General features: G+C 54.9%; 12 protein-coding genes and 1 pseudogene. 7 read left to right on the top strand and 6 right to left on the bottom strand.

Annotation, left to right across the window (positions count from 1 at the left end):
• Positions 1-96: 96 nt before the first annotated feature.
• Positions 97-396, top strand: a pseudogene (locus WBG83_RS20565) (LysR family transcriptional regulator); the annotation flags it as partial.
• A 150-nt stretch (positions 397-546) separates the two neighbouring features.
• Here the strand turns inward: WBG83_RS20565 and WBG83_RS20560 are convergent.
• Complete coding sequence (locus tag WBG83_RS20560) at positions 547-1689, bottom strand: GGDEF domain-containing protein (protein WP_336747240.1); 1143 nt, start codon at positions 1687-1689, stop codon at positions 547-549.
• A 74-nt stretch (positions 1690-1763) separates the two neighbouring features.
• Here WBG83_RS20560 and WBG83_RS20555 point away from each other — a divergent pair, with 74 nt between their 5' ends.
• The 3 genes from WBG83_RS20555 to WBG83_RS20545 are packed head-to-tail and all read left to right on the top strand — an operon-like array spanning position 1764 to position 7740.
• On the top strand, positions 1764-2885 hold the full coding sequence (locus tag WBG83_RS20555; protein WP_336747238.1) for a glycosyltransferase family 4 protein: 1122 nt from the start codon (positions 1764-1766) through the stop codon (positions 2883-2885).
• A 23-nt stretch (positions 2886-2908) separates the two neighbouring features.
• Positions 2909-4300: a metallophosphoesterase family protein gene (locus WBG83_RS20550; RefSeq protein WP_336747237.1), complete on the top strand. Its 1392-nt coding sequence runs from the start codon at positions 2909-2911 to the stop codon at positions 4298-4300.
• The gene (locus WBG83_RS20545; RefSeq protein WP_336747236.1) at positions 4297-7740 is read left to right on the top strand and encodes an AAA family ATPase; all 3444 of its coding nucleotides are present in this window, start codon (positions 4297-4299) and stop codon (positions 7738-7740) included. Before WBG83_RS20550 ends, WBG83_RS20545 begins: the two co-directional genes overlap by 4 nt.
• Positions 7741-7887: 147 nt before the next feature.
• On the opposite strand, the gene WBG83_RS20540 is transcribed toward WBG83_RS20545, so the two are convergent.
• From WBG83_RS20540 to WBG83_RS20530, 3 genes are all read right to left on the bottom strand, one after another.
• Positions 7888-9318: a hypothetical protein gene (locus tag WBG83_RS20540; protein WP_336747235.1), complete on the bottom strand. Its 1431-nt coding sequence runs from the start codon at positions 9316-9318 to the stop codon at positions 7888-7890.
• A 452-nt stretch (positions 9319-9770) separates the two neighbouring features.
• Positions 9771-10523, bottom strand: coding sequence for a type I methionyl aminopeptidase (map, locus tag WBG83_RS20535; RefSeq protein WP_336747234.1), 753 nt, complete (start codon positions 10521-10523; stop codon positions 9771-9773).
• A gap of 257 nt (positions 10524-10780) precedes the next feature.
• On the bottom strand, positions 10781-11656 hold the full coding sequence (locus WBG83_RS20530; RefSeq protein ID WP_336747233.1) for an EamA family transporter: 876 nt from the start codon (positions 11654-11656) through the stop codon (positions 10781-10783).
• Between the two features lie 151 nt (positions 11657-11807).
• Between WBG83_RS20530 and WBG83_RS20525 the strand changes: the two genes are divergently transcribed.
• Together WBG83_RS20525 and WBG83_RS20520 are read left to right on the top strand one after the other, a co-directional pair.
• Positions 11808-12086, top strand: a complete 279-nt coding sequence (locus WBG83_RS20525) for a hypothetical protein (protein WP_336747232.1) — start codon at positions 11808-11810, stop codon at positions 12084-12086.
• Positions 12083-12472, top strand: coding sequence for a DUF1418 family protein (locus WBG83_RS20520; RefSeq protein ID WP_336747231.1), 390 nt, complete (start codon positions 12083-12085; stop codon positions 12470-12472). The genes WBG83_RS20525 and WBG83_RS20520 overlap by 4 nt, the downstream gene beginning before the upstream one ends.
• Here the strand turns inward: WBG83_RS20520 and WBG83_RS20515 are convergent.
• Complete coding sequence (locus WBG83_RS20515) at positions 12410-13453, bottom strand: YkvI family membrane protein (RefSeq protein WP_336747230.1); 1044 nt, start codon at positions 13451-13453, stop codon at positions 12410-12412. The two genes, WBG83_RS20520 and WBG83_RS20515, sit on opposite strands and share 63 nt — an antisense overlap.
• A gap of 202 nt (positions 13454-13655) precedes the next feature.
• Here WBG83_RS20515 and WBG83_RS20510 point away from each other — a divergent pair, with 202 nt between their 5' ends.
• The gene (locus tag WBG83_RS20510) at positions 13656-14255 is read left to right on the top strand and encodes a DedA family protein (RefSeq protein ID WP_336747229.1); all 600 of its coding nucleotides are present in this window, start codon (positions 13656-13658) and stop codon (positions 14253-14255) included.
• 296 nt (positions 14256-14551) lie between these two features.
• Here WBG83_RS20510 and WBG83_RS20505 read toward each other — a convergent pair whose 3' ends face one another.
• Positions 14552-15283 (bottom strand): hypothetical protein, encoded by a 732-nt coding sequence (locus WBG83_RS20505; protein WP_336747228.1) that lies wholly within the window; start codon positions 15281-15283, stop codon positions 14552-14554.
• Positions 15284-15429: the final 146 nt, after the last annotated feature.

Genomic DNA, 15429 nt, shown 5'->3' with positions numbered 1-15429 from the left:
GCCCCCCGCTTCATTCTCTGAATCTAGCATACACCATAATTCGCCATTTTCAGAGCCCCAAGGGTGCGGAATGTGAGATATAAGGAGGAGACCTTGATGGATTTACTGCAGCTTCATTATTTTGTTATCGTCGCCAGGCTGGAGCACATTACCCAAGCTGCCAAAGAGCTGCATATCGCTCAGCCGTCCTTAAGTCAAACCATTGCCCGGCTGGAGGAAAGCGTGGGGGTCCCGTTGTTCGAACGGAAAGGCCGGAATATCCGGCTCAGTGCGGCCGGACATGCTTTTTTGACCCGGGTTGAACGGGTGTTTGTGGAGCTGGAGGCAGGAAAGCGCGAGGCGCTGGAGAAGGCCCGCCAAGGGCAAGAGCCGCCGGCCGGGGCGGCGCGTATTCCATCCGGCTAGACAGGAACAGAAAGCAAACGGCACAAAAAAAGCTTTCCGGGGGCGGCGCTGCCCTTCCGGAAAGCTTTTACCAGGAGGATAGACTTCACGCTGTTCTTCATGCTTGTGATGATTATCCGGATGAGGGCCTCACATAAGCGGCTAAGCGAATTTGACGACTTTATTTTTGCCGGTGGTTTTGGCCCGGTACATCGCTTCATCCGCTTGCTTGATTAGCTCCTCGGCACTGACCCCGTTTTTCCAGAGGCTGACGCCGACACTGACGGTGACAATCGTTTCTTCCTCTACACGGCGACGGAAGCGCTCGGCAATGGCGTCGATTTTTTGTGATGCGTCCGTAACCAGCATGACCATCTCTTCCCCGCCGTACCGGCCGGAAACCCCGATGTCCTCGCTTTCCTCGGACATAATCTGCGCCACCTTTTTGAGCATATCATCTCCCATCTGATGGCCCCGGGTGTCATTCAGCTTCTTGAAATTATCGATATCGCTGAAAATAATATAGACCGGAATTCCACGGGCGACGTACTGCGAGACCCGGCGGTAAAAGAAACGGCGATTGTATAGGCCTGTTAAGCCATCCGTAATGGAGGACTGGTAAATGGCCTGCAGCAGCTCGACAGTTCTTTCGAATAAAATTAAAAACAGCATAAAGTAATAGAAAATCGGCAAAAAGTCTTGAATGGCGGTCAAAGCGGTGGAATGGTCCGCCAAAAGATAAGTATTGACTACGCTTGCGGTATGTACGGCGAAATACAAAATCAGGCTCGTCTGATATTTCAACAGCTGGCTAATCCAGGGAGAAATGAAATAATAGCTCGTAAGAATGAGTATAAATAGATATAAATCCAGCCAAATGTTTTGCAGCAGCCTCATTTGCATTTCACTGCCGTCAAGCCACAGCGGAACAAGGAAATGCAAGGCCCCGATTAGGACGGCCAGCCCCATGGAAATCCAGAAATAAAGGGATTGCTTTCTCTTTGTTGAATTGTATAGCTGATAGATTCCGGTGTTAATCAAAATAAACGAAATGACCTGCAGCAGGCGAGCGCAGAAATCAAGCCATTCATTATACCCTTGTGACCATAGTTCTAGTCCAATGAGCAATAAATATTGTATGATAATTGTAGCGATTGAAACGGTCAGCGATAAATATGCGATGCGGCGCCGGCTTAAGTAGAGGCGGACGGACATAACAATCATCATCGCCAAAATCAGGATAATGCTGGAATACGAAAAAATATGGCCGGTTGAACCGGTAAAAAGCGTAAGCAGCTGCTGCACGGGCATTCCTCCGTTTGACATGAAATGACACGAACTATTATAGCAAAAATGACAAGTTGATAGGAGTGATCCCTTTGAATATATTACAAGCTTTATTTTTCCCGCCGGAGCAGCCGGGCGGGGTTTCGTCGATGGTACCGTATATTCAGGAGCGTTTTAACAAAAAAGGCTGGGAGATGGAGCTGTTCTCCTTGCCGAAGCGGGTGCGGGGCAAAGGCAGCGAGGAAATGTCCTTCATGACCTTCGATTGGAGCAAGTACAGCGGCCACGCGGTTGTCGATAAATATATTCAAACGATGAAGGATTACGTTTGGTGGGCCAAAATGCGCATCAGCAAATCCTATGATCTGATTCATGCCCATCATCCGATCGCGGCCTTGGTGATGAAGCAGCTGTTTCCGCAAACTCCGATCGTGATGACGGTCCACTCCAGCTTCGAACGAGAGCTGATTCTGAACGGGAAAATTCAGGAGGGCGGGCCTGAGCATCAGTTCCTGACTGCACTGTACGGCGAGCTGGAGCTCAAGACAGAGCGGCTGATGACGGTTTCGGAATCCTTCAAAGCCTATATCGGGCGTTATATCAAGCATCCCGAGCGGATTGTCGTCATTCCAAACGGCTACGACGATCGCCGCTTCCGCCCGATTGCCCATGAGAACGAGGTGCCGCAGCTCATTACGGTATGCCGCCTGGTACCGGCCAAGGGGCTCGATGTTTTATTGAAGGCTTGCTCGCTGCTCAAGGAGCGAGGCCACAATTTCGTGCTGCATATTATTGGCGACGGCCCGATTCGGGAGGATTTGGAACGAATTGCCGTGGAAGTCAACATATACGAGGAAACGATTTTTTACGGCTATATGCTGCATCCTGAGGAATTTATGCCGTTTTCGGATATTTTCGTACTGCCTTCCCGGGCGGAGGCCTTCGGCTCCGTGTTCGCTGAAGCGGCGCTATGCTGGCTGGCGCTGGTGGGCACGAATGTGGGCGGGATTCCTGAGCAAATTCATAGCGGCAAAAACGGCCTGCTGGTCGAGGTTGATGATGTAACGGGCCTCGCGGATGCGCTGGAAACCATGATTATTGACCCGTCCTTCCGTTATGAGCTGGCCCGGGCCGCCCGGGAAAAAGCCAAACGCTCCTACTCGATTAGCCGGGTGATTTCGCAGCTGACGAAAATTTATGATGCGTACCGTTAAAAGAACAGCCTGCAGCCGCATGTATGCAGAGACTAACCAAGGTTGTGACCAATCCGGCTGCTGGGTATTCCCCTTCGGAATGGCCGCAGCCTGGCAACAGCAGAGGTGAATTCCATTATATGAAGCCGTTTCGGTTTATCCATGCCGCTGATTTGCATCTGGACAGCCCTTTCCGGGGACTCAGCGGACTGCCTCAGGCGGTGCGCGACCGGGTCCGGGAATCGACCTTCCGCGCCTTGGTGCAATTGGTGGATTTGGCTGTAAAAGAGCAGGTGGATTTTATTGTGATTGCCGGGGATGTGTATGATTTGTCCGATCGCTCCCTGCGGGCGCAGCTCCGGTTCCAGCAGGCGCTCCAGCAGCTGGCCCGGGCCGGCATAGAGGTGTTCGTGGTACATGGCAATCATGATCCGGAGGACGGCCGCCGCGCCGAGCTTCAATGGCCGGAGACGGTCCATTTTTTTCCTTCCGCGCAGCTTGGGCAGGTGTTGGTCGTGAAGCCCGGGCGCGGGGCGATTGCCGAGATTTGCGGCATTTCGTATGCTACAGCGGCGGTCAGGGACAATCTGGCGCTGAAGTTTCCCCAGCAGCCCGGAGAATTGTTCCGTATCGGGCTGCTCCATACCAATGTCGACGGGGATCACACGCATGACAATTACGCGCCCTGCCGGTTGTCCGATTTGCGGGGCGCAGGCATCGATTATTGGGCGCTTGGCCATATCCATTCCCGCCGTGTCTTGTGCGAGCGCCCGTATGCCGTTTATCCCGGCAATCTTCAGGGACGCAGTGTCAAAGAAACGGGAGCGAAGGGCGCTTATCTGGTGACGGTTACAGCAGAGGGAAAGGTGGAGCTTGACTTCCATGCGCTAGACGCGGTCCGCTGGCTTCAGCGGGAGCTTCCGGTTGCCGAACTGCAAACTGAGCAGGAGCTGTGGGATGCGGTAGCAGCGGCGCAGGAGGACGCGCTACTGGAGGCCGAGGGGCGGGCTGCCGTCATCCGTATCACGCTGCAGGGCCGGGGACCGCTGTCTCCAGCTTTGCAGCGGGGCAGTCTGCAGACGGAGCTGGCCGCTGAGCTGCGGGAGGAGCAGATTCGCAAGCTCAAGCTGGACCCTGAAGGCACCTTTGTCTGGCTGGATTCCTTGCGGATCGACGCAGGTCTGCAGGCGGAGCCGGGGCATATGCCGGAGCAGGATGCGTTTGCAGGCGAGCTGCTGCGCATGGTCCGGCGGCTGATGGAGGACCCGGCTGAATTTGAAGCGTTTTGCACCGAAGCGCTGGGCCCTCTATGGAGTCAAGCCAAAGCGGAGCGGCAGCTGTCCGGCCTGGCCGCGGAGGAGCGCGAGCGGTGGCTGGCCGAGGCTCGGGAGCTGGCGCTTCAGGCGCTTGGCGCTGAAATGGGGTGGAGCCCGTGAGAATCGAGCAGATTGACATCGAAGCGTTCGGTCCGCACGCGTTGCGTTCGTTTGAGCTGAAGGGGCCGGTTACTTTATTTTACGGGCCGAATGAAGCTGGCAAGAGCACGCTGATGGCTTTTGTGCGGGCCATGTGGTTCGGCTTTGGTCCGCTCCCGCCCGGATCGCCTGCTGCTGCGCCTCGAAGCGGATCGCTCGTTATGGCTGATAGGCAGGGACAGCGCTGGCGGATTGCCCGTCATGAACGGACCGGACGAAGCGGCGGGCGGTCCTCCGGCGGGCGGGGGGCCCAGATCACGCTGCTCTCGTCGTCTGCGGGTATGGAACAGGTGCGGGGCGCATCCGAACAGGCGGCAGCCGGAAGGGAAGCGGACCTGCAGGCGCAGCTAGGCGGCCTGACGGAAGGGCTGTACCGCAGCTTGTTTGCGGTAAGCCTTACAGAGCTGCAGGAGCTGGGTGTCCTGCAGTCCGACGAGCTGTCCGGCTACCTGTACGGCGCCGGCTTCGGGGCTCGCGGCGGAGCGATTGCCGCCGCAGAACGCAAGCTGGTCCAGGAGATGGACCAGCTGTATCGTCCCAGGGGCAGAAATCAGCCCCTGAATCAGGCGTGGCGCAGCCTGGACGAGCAGGAGGCCAGGCTGCGCCAGGGCAAGGAGGCGGTCGCGCGCTACAACGACCGCCTGGCGGAGCTGTCCGCCCTGCAGCAGGAGCTGGCGGACAGCGAGGCGGCGCTTGGCGAAGCCCGCCGCCGCCTCCAGTGGCGCCGCCTCTGCATGCAGGCGCGCGGACAAGCGCTTCGCCTCGCTCAGGTGGAGGCGGAGCTGGCAGAGCTCGCCGACCGCGGCTTCGAGGCGGCGGCGGCTGCGCTTCGCGCAGAGCGTCTGCACGAGGAGCAGACGCAGGGCCGGCGCCGGGTGGCGGAAGCGGCCGACCGGCGCGAAGCACTTACGCAGCAGCTCGCCCAGCTGCGGCCGGATGCGGAGCTGCTCGCCCAAGAGGAGGCGCTGACGGCGCTTCGCTACCGGGCGGCTCAGGATGCGGACAGCCGCAGGGAGACCGCACGGCTGCAGGAACAGGCGGAGCGGCTCGGCGAGGCGTGGCGAGAGCTCCTCGTGCAGATGGGAGTCCGCATGAGCTCGATTGATCCGGGCTCCGACGAAGACTGGCTCGACGCATGCCGCATCACGGTCGCCATGCGGGAGCAGGTCAGGGAGGCACGGGAGGCGTCACACCGGCTGCAGCGGGAACGGGAACGGTTGCATGGAGAAGCGGAGCAGCTTCAGCGCCAGCTGCAGCAAGCAGGTCATCGCTTGAAGCAGGCGGGGGGCGGGCGTGAGACGGAGCGTGAGGCTTCGGGCGGCGTAGTTGAAGCGGACCAAGCGTTCGGTTCCCCTCAAGCTGACCGCGTAGTGGACAAGCTAGGCGAGCAGAGATACATATGCCCGGGAGAAGCACAGCAGCCCGCCAAGCTGCCCTCAGAGCGGGAATTGGGCGAATGGCGGGAAGCATTGCGCGAATGGCAGCGCTTATTCGTGGACATCTATCATCTGGAGGAACGGATGAAGGAGTACAGGAAGCCGCAGGCCGCGGCTGAAGGACAAGCTGCTGTCATGCAGCCGAAAGAAGAGCAATCCGGTCACAGCCGAAACCGGAGCAGCCGAAGCCGTTCTGCTTCCCGATCAGCATCCTCGGGCAGGCCGTTTGGCCGCAACCACGCCATGCTGCTTGTGCTTGCAGCTTTGTGCGGATTAGGGGGCGTCGTTGGACTGTGGGTTGCCGGTGAGCCTGCAGCTGCAGCGGTTTTATTGGCAGCCTTATTGTGGTTTGCAGGCATGCAGCTGCGAAAACGGCCGGCCGGGGAGCCTGACGGCACTGACATAGGGCGAAGCGTGCAGGATGAAGCGGAAGCCGAAGCGGCTCATCGTTTTGCACTGCTTGCGGAGCAGCTGCGGCAGCGGCTGGAAGGGCGCGCCCAGCTGGAAAGCCGCCTTCAGACCGCTCACACGCGTCTTGCGGCGGCGGGCTTAATGAGAGTGTCAGCTGAGAGCCGATGGCATACCGCAGGGGAGGAGACAGCCAGACAGCTTCTGCTTGCTCTTGACGAGGCTACTGCGGAAGGAGCCAGACGTCAGGCTGCCGCCGCCGCAGCTGCAGCAGTGCAGCACGAGCAGGCGGCGCTGCTGCAAACGTACAACCAAACGGCAGCAGCGCTGGCGGCGCTGGCAGAGGAGCAGGCGCATCAGCGCGGGGCTTGGGAGGGTTGGCTGAAGCAGCAGCAGCTGCCCATCGTTTCACCGGATGGGGCGCTAGAGGTGCTGCAGCTGTTAGAGCAGGCGTATAGCCTTCGCAAACAGCAGATTGCCGTCATTCAGCGTACGGACGAAATACGCAGGCAGCAAACGGAGTTTGAGGAGCAGGCCGCACAGCTTTTCGGAGGAGTCCTGCCGGCAGGAGAGCTTGCCTTGGCGCTGGAGACGCGGTATGAGCGGCTGAAGCAGCAGAAACAAGTCCGACTGGAGCGTGAAGCGCTGCAGGAACAGCTTGAAGCACTGGAGGCGGAGCTTTCCCGATTGAAGCTGGAGCTGGATCAGACGGAGGCTTCAACCGCCGGGCTTTATGCAGAGACCGGTGCGAGCACCTCGGAGCAGCTCCGCCGCCATGTGCGGGAGCAGCAGCGGTGGGAGGAGCTCTCCAAAGAACGCTCTCAGCTTATGCTCCTGGTCGCTTCGATGGTAAGCACGGAGCAGCAGGACCGGCTCTTGGAGGAGAGCGCAAAAGCGGACCCGCTGGTGCTGGAGGAGGCGCTGCGCGAGGAGCAGGAACGGATTGCCGGGCAGGAGCGGCACTTGGCTGTGCTGCAGGAGCGCAAAGGGCGTCTCCTGGCGGAACGTGAAGCGCTGGAGCAGGGCGAGGCTTATGCAGAGACGCTGCAGCTTGCGGAGGAGACGAGAACGCAGCTGGAACAGCATGTCCGCAGGTGGGCGACGTTGGCCTTTACCCGGCAGCTTTTCAAAAAAACACGCGAGTTCTATGAGCAGGAGCGCCAACCGGCTGTGCTGCGCCGGGCTTCGGTGTTTTTTGCGGAAATGACGAATGGGAAGTATATACAGGTATTTGCGCCTTTGGGGGAGAAGCGGCTGGAGGTGCTGGATACCGCAGGTGTCCGTCTGGATTCAGGTGTTCTCAGCCGTGGTACAGCCGAGCAGCTTTATTTGGCGATGCGCTTTGCGCTTGTGGAGGAAATGGCAGGGCGCGGGCTTGCTTTGCCGCTGATGCTGGATGATATTCTTGTCAACTTCGATGCGGATCGGCTGCATGCCGCGCTGCGCGTAATGAATACGCTGGCCGGGAATCACCAGCTGCTGCTGTTTACATGCCATGATCATGTACGGCGTGCAGCCGAGCTGGAAATACCGGCACTGCAGCAGATTCCGGTGTAGCCTCCCGATGCCACGGCACCAATAAAGAAGCATCCTGCAGCAGCTGGAGCAGGATGCTTCTTTATTTATGTGCGAGCTTGCCTTTTGGAATGGACGGGAAATCCTTGATTACATCATCCCCGATTAGCGGATTGCATCCGCGCTTCGTTAAAGCGCAGCATATATGGCCTGATATGCAGCAGGGACCGTAATGGTAATACCGCGCCGGACTTCAATTTGTTTTAAATCCTCCAGGTAAGCTCTAGCCGTGTGGTCATCCGGTCCATTGTTTAATGCCTCCAAAATTCTCTTTTTCATTAACATATCATAAGTTTTACCTGGATTTCCTTTTTTTACTTCATCAAGGATCTTTTTAACCCGCCTTTTTTTGGCTTCTGCTTTGACCTCCTTGAAATTGTGAGAGCCCTTGTACTTTTTTATTTTGTTCGGATTTAATGTGAGGACCCTTCCCTTACGCTTGCTATCCTGATATTCGAGCGCTTCCTCTTCCTTAATGAAGGCTTGCTGTGAATCGGTATAAAATTCGTCCTCCACATGCCCTTGAAGAAAAGCGGGCTCGATTTCCTCCTCCATGGTTTGCGGGATCTGAAAAGGATTGTATGGATACCCAGTTGGTTCCTTTCCCTTTACATTCGTCTTATCGCTGAGAAAGGGCACGCGGTAAGGATGGCTCATGCCGATAAATGAAAAGGCTTCCTGAACGCCTGTCCCGACATCTGTGGCTCCGGTATCGTCGATGGTGTAATGCGTGGTGCCGTCCTGTGGAACGGGAATGGAGTGAATGTGCTCGGGCCCGGTACGGTTCATATCCTTGTCCAGCAGGTACCATTTGGTTTTAATCGTTTTGGCGATGTTATTCGTATCCCGATCGCTGGCATCCACCTCATAATAGACCCAGCGTCCTAAATCGTTGACCTGCTCCTTCACCTTCTCCTCCACCTGTGAGGAGTGAAGGCCGTTCGTAGGCTTGCTCGGAATAGCCGCAATGTTTCTGGAATCGTCCCCGGGTCCTCCCAAATTATCGTTCAGAAGGTGGCCTGCAATCCATTGGACCCCCGTGTTTTGAGTCATGATTTGACTGTTGGTTCGCGTATTATCCACCGGCTCCGAGCCTTGGGGATGATCCGGTCCGAGCGGGAAGGCAACCATTCTGGTTCCTTCCGGCTTTGGAATTTGACCCGGCGACTTGGAAATTTTGGGCGTAACCTGAGGGCCCCAGGTTACCTGGGTTCGCCATCGGGTCCCGCCGGTCAGCTCATCCTCACCGAATCCGACCATGTAGTCCTCGCCTCCGGTGGTCTGGGAGATCGAAGCCGAGAATTCCTCAGGATCGCGGTCGCCAATCGTGGTCCAATCGATAACACGCTGGGCCACTGGACTGGAATGGTCTGTTTTGGCCTGAACTAGCGTTTTCTGCTGCTTGAGAAGCTGGGAGACGACCCGGTTGCCCAAGGTTTGCTGCAGCTGTATAAGGCTAGCCGCTGGCGAAACGCCGGATCGGGAAGGGGAAGTGAGGCGCCGCTGAGCGGGCCGCGAGCCGGTAGCGCGTTTACCGGGGGGACTATGGAATGGATACAAGGTGTCAGCTCCTACTGTTTACATGTATTTTTAAGTCTTTTTACAACATTCGACAATGCTGGAATCAAATCCTTTGTTTTAGGCCAGGATTTCTATTTCGGTTGATGACCGGGGGCAACGATTGCTTGGAGCCATTCGTCTTAGAAGTGCAGGCAACGTATGCCCCGGCTTGCACATTCATCACAACGACAACAAGGAGGGCTCTTATGATGCACGACCGAAAAAAGAACACGGTTTTGCTGCTGCTTCTCTTTTATGCCTTGTCCCGTTTGGCTTGTTAGGCTTATGGCTGTACATTTTGGAATGATCGCAGGTGCTGCCTTTATTTGGGGTGCTGCGCTTCTTGCTTCAGTTGAGCCTGCTCCATCAAAAAAACAGCGCCTGACGGCGCTGCTTGTAGAGAATGCTTCAAGGGTCTGAATCGGAACGGCCTAATAAAATCAGGCGTCCGGTTATCCTTGATCCGTCAAAATAATCGGACCGTCCTTCGTAATGGCAATCGTGTGCTCGTATTGAGCGGAGAGCTTGCCGTCCGCGGTGCGGGCTGTCCAGCCATCGGGATCGATGAACACCTCGTAGACGCCGACATTAAGCATTGGCTCGATAGTGAAAACCATGCCTTCTTTAATACGGGCGCCTTTGCCTGCAGGGCCGAAATGGGGCACCATCGGGTCCTCATGCATCAGCTGGCCGATGCCGTGCCCGAGAAATTGGCGTACGACCGAGTAGCCATGGCCTTCCGCGAACTTTTGAATCGTATTGGAGATATCTCCGATCCGGTTGCCGGGAACTGCTTTTTCAATGCCGAGATAAAGCGATTCCTTCGTTACATCCAGCAGCTTGCGCGCTTCATCGGACACGTTGCCAACGGCATACGACCATGCTGAATCCGCCAGCCATCCGTTCAAATTCACGACCATATCGATCGTCACAATATCCCCGTCGACCAGCGCTCTTTCGTTCGGAAACCCGTGACAAATGACATCATTCACAGAAGCGCAGGTTGCGTAAGGATATCCGCGGTAGCCGACCTGCTCCGGGGTTGCGCCATGGCTGCGGATGTACTCGTCCACAAACGTATTGATTTCAAGGGTGGTGACGCCGGGCTTGACGAGCTTTGCTACTTCTTTGTGGCAGCTGGCGAGAATACGCCCCGCCGCACGCATTTTTTCGATTTGTTCCGCTGTTTTAATCGTTATTGACATTCATTACACCTCGCTGCTTTCTTACAATCCTATTTTTCCATTATATTCTGTTCCCGATCAGGAATCCACTTGACAGAGATGGGCTCTTTTACTAATTCATATGTACCCCAAATGGAGGCCTGTTGTTACCACATGATATACACACATACTCCTGGTTGCAAACACGCGGCTTACAAAGTATGAACGGGAGTGTCCCGGAAAGCTTGCAGGCTGTTATTATTGACAGGCCGCTTCGAACCGATGTCCAGAGAAGAAGATTAGCCAAGCAGGCGGAGCAGAATAATGCCCCCGATGGCCAGCCACATCCCGGCCGCTTCGAGCGGACGGAATTTCTCCTTCAAGAAGTAGCGCACATATAACAGGATGAGCAGTACGTTCATAGCAGAGATGGCGGATACCAGCCCCGCCATACCGTCTTTTAGCGCCACGAGCAGGAGAAACATGCCGCAAATGTTGGTCAGCCCGACAAACATGCCCCAGCCGACGGTTTTGCGCTTGGACCATGCCCGGTCCGGAAGTGCAGCTTCAGACTGCACGGGGGCTTCTCTTCGTTTAAAGCGGCGCCATGTGCCGTAGAAAAGCACGGTTCCCGTTAAATACATCAGAAATAGTGTCGGGAACTTATCTGTTTCCCAAAGCGCGGCTTGTTTGCTGGACAAATCGGTGATGGCGAAGCCCAGCAGGGTGATAACAGCCCACTGCAGCCCCTGTAAATTTCGCAAAGACAGGTCGCTGGAGTATCGAATCATGACCATGCCGCTCACAATAATAAGCAAGGACATGGTTTGCCATACATTTAACCTTTCTCCCCAGATGACAAAGGCTGCTGAAGCCACAACAACCGGCGGCAGCGCGGTGAATACAGCGACCAGGGACGCTTTGCCGACCGCAAAGCCTTTGACCATGGCGGCATTGGAGGCAAAGGAGAATAGTCCCATAAACACGCCGATAAGCGTCCCGCTTGACCAGTGCTGCCCGGTGACAAACGTGCCTGCAAGTGAAACGATTGTACCGGTCAAATAGACGCCAAACAGCATCAAATTTCGTTCCATCGGTTTTTGAGAGGACCATTGGTACAAAATGCCGCGAAAACCAAAGCTAACGGCGGCGAGCATAGCGAAAGCAAGCCACATGGACGAGCGCTCCTTTTGACTTTTCATGATGATTTCATTGTATTCTCTCCACTATAGGCAAGTCGTCAAAGTTCGTCAATTCTTTCGTTGATTTTTGTTCCCTTGATCGCATACTATTAAATAGGAAAATGGACGTACGAGGTGACCCGCGATGGATACACAGCAGCCGAAGGGACGGCGTGAGATTACATATCGTGTCGGCTGGAAAAAAGGCATCATCCGGGTGCCGGAAGCTTCGGCCGTCTCCGGTACTGCCGCAGAGGCTAACGGCCGCGGCCGAAGCCCAGGCTCCCGGCTGGAGGCAGCACTGCTGCGCGAAGCGAAGCTGCCCCCGGCAGAACTGCTGCGGGGGCTCTTTTTTAGCTTGCCCTTATTTGGCTTCGGGGCGATATGGCTTTTGATTTATTGGTTAATGTGGAGGGTCTTATGAAATTTGTATTGGCTATTATGACTGCGGTCATAGGGCTGACGATAACCGGACTGGCCGCTTTTGTTGGCTGGCGGTTATTTGCACAGCGTGGAGATGATTGGAAAGCATCGTCTCGAAACTTTTTGACGCGCTGGAACGTATTGGATTATATGGTGCTTGGCCTGTTTCTCCTCAGCATGCTGCTGCTTGCTGTCGATACGCTGGTAATGCTGCGGGATCAGGCGAATTACCCCGAATTTCATATTGTGTATACTCTAATCGGGTTGACCTTTTCGTTCGTCGGTATGGTGTTTATGATAGTCCGCTTGGCGCTGACCCTGAGTTTATCGCAGTCCGGGCGCGGATCTACGCCAAATCATCATCGCCAGCCAGATGACACTCACTAGGCCGAATAACGGATAGAGCGTCGACAGCAGCGTGCTGAAGCCGATTTGACTAATAGCGTAGCTGAGCAGGAGCAGAATACATGTAATCAGCTGCCGATTCCAGCCGGTACGGTTATGAAGCTGAAGGGTTAGCCCATATACGTCAGCCAAATAAGTTGTAAAGATTTCGCCAAAAATTACAAGAATAAAAAGAAGCTGGACAACAAAGCCCCATTTTTGCAGCAAATGGCTCATCGGAATTTCAAATTGGGTTATGCCGGGCATCTGAGAGGACAAAGCGAAATGAGCGGCTAAAAGCATCAGGCCAATCATGATGCCGCCGAGCAGTCCGCCCATCCTCAGAACGGCCTTATCACGGATTGCGGCTCCAAGCGGGACGAGCACTGCCTGAGCGGTAGCCAGATTGAAGGCTGCATAAAGGATCGGAGACAGCCAGATGCGGCCCGCAGGCTCATCGCTGGTCCTCAGCACCCAATTGGCTGCATGGGGGGAATCGATGGTAATCCAGAAAATTAACGCGCTGAAAATGAGCATCAGCGGCACCACGATCACATTTACGGTCATGATGGCATGAAGGCCCTTGGATAACACGATAAAGGACAGGACGAGTGTAATCAAAAGCCCTGCCTGGTAGGAAAAATGAAAGTGCTCCTGGAATACGGAGCCTGCTCCAGCTAGCATAACGGTTGTGATGCCAAACAGAATAAACAGCGTAAAAAGGCTGAACCATCCGCCAAGCTGTTTGCCGAACAAATGGCGGTTTAAATCTTCATATGATTTGGCGCCGATTTCCTGACCGAGGATCATCATCTTGGTGCCAAGCCAAACAAACAAGGCGCTGGCGATAGCAATGGTGATGACGGCAGGAGCCCCGTACCGTGTGAAAAATTGCAAAATTTCTTGTCCGGTTGCGAATCCTGCGCCGACGACGGTGCCGACATACGTGAAGGCCACTTGGACGATTTGTATCGGTTTTTGCATGGAATTCGTACCACCTTTAATCAGCTTTTTGACCTGCTTGGCCATACAAAACCATGGCTTTTCCACAATGACAAGCGGGGGCCGTTTTATCCGGTTTGTACAACTTATGTCATTTGGGAGCGGGGCAGTACATGAACTTGGGATCGCCGGATGGTTTTGATTTAAAATGGTGCAGGAAACTTGCAGATGTGGAGTGTGTGAAGTGGATCATTTGATTGATTTGATTGGACAATACGGCTATTTTGCCTTATTTGGGCTTCTGGCAGTAGGAATTGCAGGACTGCCGATTCCTGATGAAACCCTGATGGCTACAGTAGGCATGCTGGCGTCACACGGCACGCTTTCGTATCCGATTTCCATTGTTGTCTGCTTTGCAGGCAGCATGACCGGGATGATCGTCAGTTATGCTCTTGGCCGCAAGCTGGGCAAGCCGTTTATGTATAAATACGGAAAATGGTTCCGCTTGACGCCTCCCCGACTAGAGAAGGCCGAAGCCTGGTTTCAAAAATATGGCGTGTGGACGGTAAGCTTCGGGTACTTCATCCCGGGCATCCGGCACTTTACATGCTATTTATCCGGTGTGACCGGTATTAAGTTTTGGCGGTATCTTGTGTATGCAGGCTCCGGCGCATTGATTTGGGTAACCACATTCATTACGCTCGGCTACTTCATCCGGGAAAACATCCACCATATTTTTTATCTGCTTCATAAGTATATGGGCGGGATATTGGCTATTGTGGCGATTCTGGTTGCCGTTATTATTTTTTTGGTGATGCGCTACCGCCGCAAAACTAACGCTTAATCTGCAGCAAATGAAAACCAAGCCTTCGGCCTGCTTCGGCTGCGAGGCTTTTTTTGCCTGAGTAAAGCATTTCCTGGTATGCGGTGGCGAGATCGGCGTTGCTGCGCTAAATGCGCTGCATTCCAGGCTTCATCATCAGGACAAGTCGGACAATTGTACGGATAAAAAAGGGGGAGACGGCGGGCGGCTCAATGACTGCGGGGCATAAGGAGAGGAGACGGATATGGACATGCTACATAGGTATGGCTTCAATAAAAAGCCCGCTGACCTGGTCAGGGGCAGCGGGCTACATAGGGTTAGTTGGATTTAAATAATTTGATGGAACGAATGCTGTCTTCTTTGGGATCGATGTCAAGCTTCAGCACGGCCCCCTTGGATTTATAGGTTAACACGAAGCTTGTATTGCTGTTGGGATTGCCCAAAGCCTGGATGGCATCCTTGGACTTCATTCCTACACGAAGCCCGTTAAGTCCAGGGTTAACCGTATCCGTACTGATATCGATAAATTGCAGCTCTCCTTTCTGGCTGAAGCCGACCGAGAAGCTTTTGTAATCATATACGGTAATGGGGTCCTGCTCATCCTCCATGACAAACTGCTTTACCGGCTCCCCGTACAAGGAAGACACATCGGCTTTGGTAGCTTTCATTTTCAAGCCGAGCAGGGACGGTTCATTTTCATTAAATTTGTCCTGCGCCGTTTTGTACTCGACTGCCGAGGAGGCCGCGGCGGTCGAGGCGACCTGTTTCTGAGCGAACACGTCGGCTGCTGTAGCAGGGGCTGCCGGGTTATCCGGAGCCGTGCTGTTGACAGGTGCTGCAGCGGGGACATAGTCCCTCGATGCAATCGCGACCTCCGGCACACTGGTCGGTGCAGGACTGCTCGTCTCCCCTTGGATAGGCTGTGGGGTGCCAGAAACGGCAGTCAGGCCATGTGCGTCATTTGCAGGCGTATTCCGGCAACCGGTGAAGGGAACTGCGATAACAGTCAGCAGCAATGCTGCGGTCCAGTATATGCGGGAACGTTTCAAGGGAAATCTTCCTTTCTAGAGGAAAAATACAATAGGTATAATCATACTCGTCCGGCGGAAAAAGTTCAATCACATTTACTATGATAGACATAATTTGTAAAGAAAAAGTTGCACAATTTTTAAATTTTTTTTGGGATAGTGCCCAG

Origin of the sequence: Paenibacillus sp. y28, assembly GCF_037137075.1 — a bacterium.
GTDB lineage: Bacteria > Bacillota > Bacilli > Paenibacillales > NBRC-103111 > JBBBNV01.
Note: the sequence above shows the minus strand (reverse complement) of the source record. Positions and strands in the feature narration are given on the sequence as shown.

Excerpts from the sequence above, each read along its gene's own strand:
- WBG83_RS20550 (WP_336747237.1), top strand. The coding sequence starts at position 2,909 with ATGCAGAGACTAACCAAGGTTGTGACCAATCCGGCTGCTGGGTATTCC.
- map (WP_336747234.1), bottom strand. The coding sequence starts at position 10,523 with ATGTCAATAACGATTAAAACAGCGGAACAAATCGAAAAAATGCGTGCG.
- WBG83_RS20530 (WP_336747233.1), bottom strand. The coding sequence starts at position 11,656 with ATGTGGCTTGCTTTCGCTATGCTCGCCGCCGTTAGCTTTGGTTTTCGC.
- WBG83_RS20525 (WP_336747232.1), top strand. The coding sequence starts at position 11,808 with ATGGATACACAGCAGCCGAAGGGACGGCGTGAGATTACATATCGTGTC.
- WBG83_RS20520 (WP_336747231.1), top strand. The coding sequence starts at position 12,083 with ATGAAATTTGTATTGGCTATTATGACTGCGGTCATAGGGCTGACGATA.
- WBG83_RS20515 (WP_336747230.1), bottom strand. The coding sequence starts at position 13,453 with ATGCAAAAACCGATACAAATCGTCCAAGTGGCCTTCACGTATGTCGGC.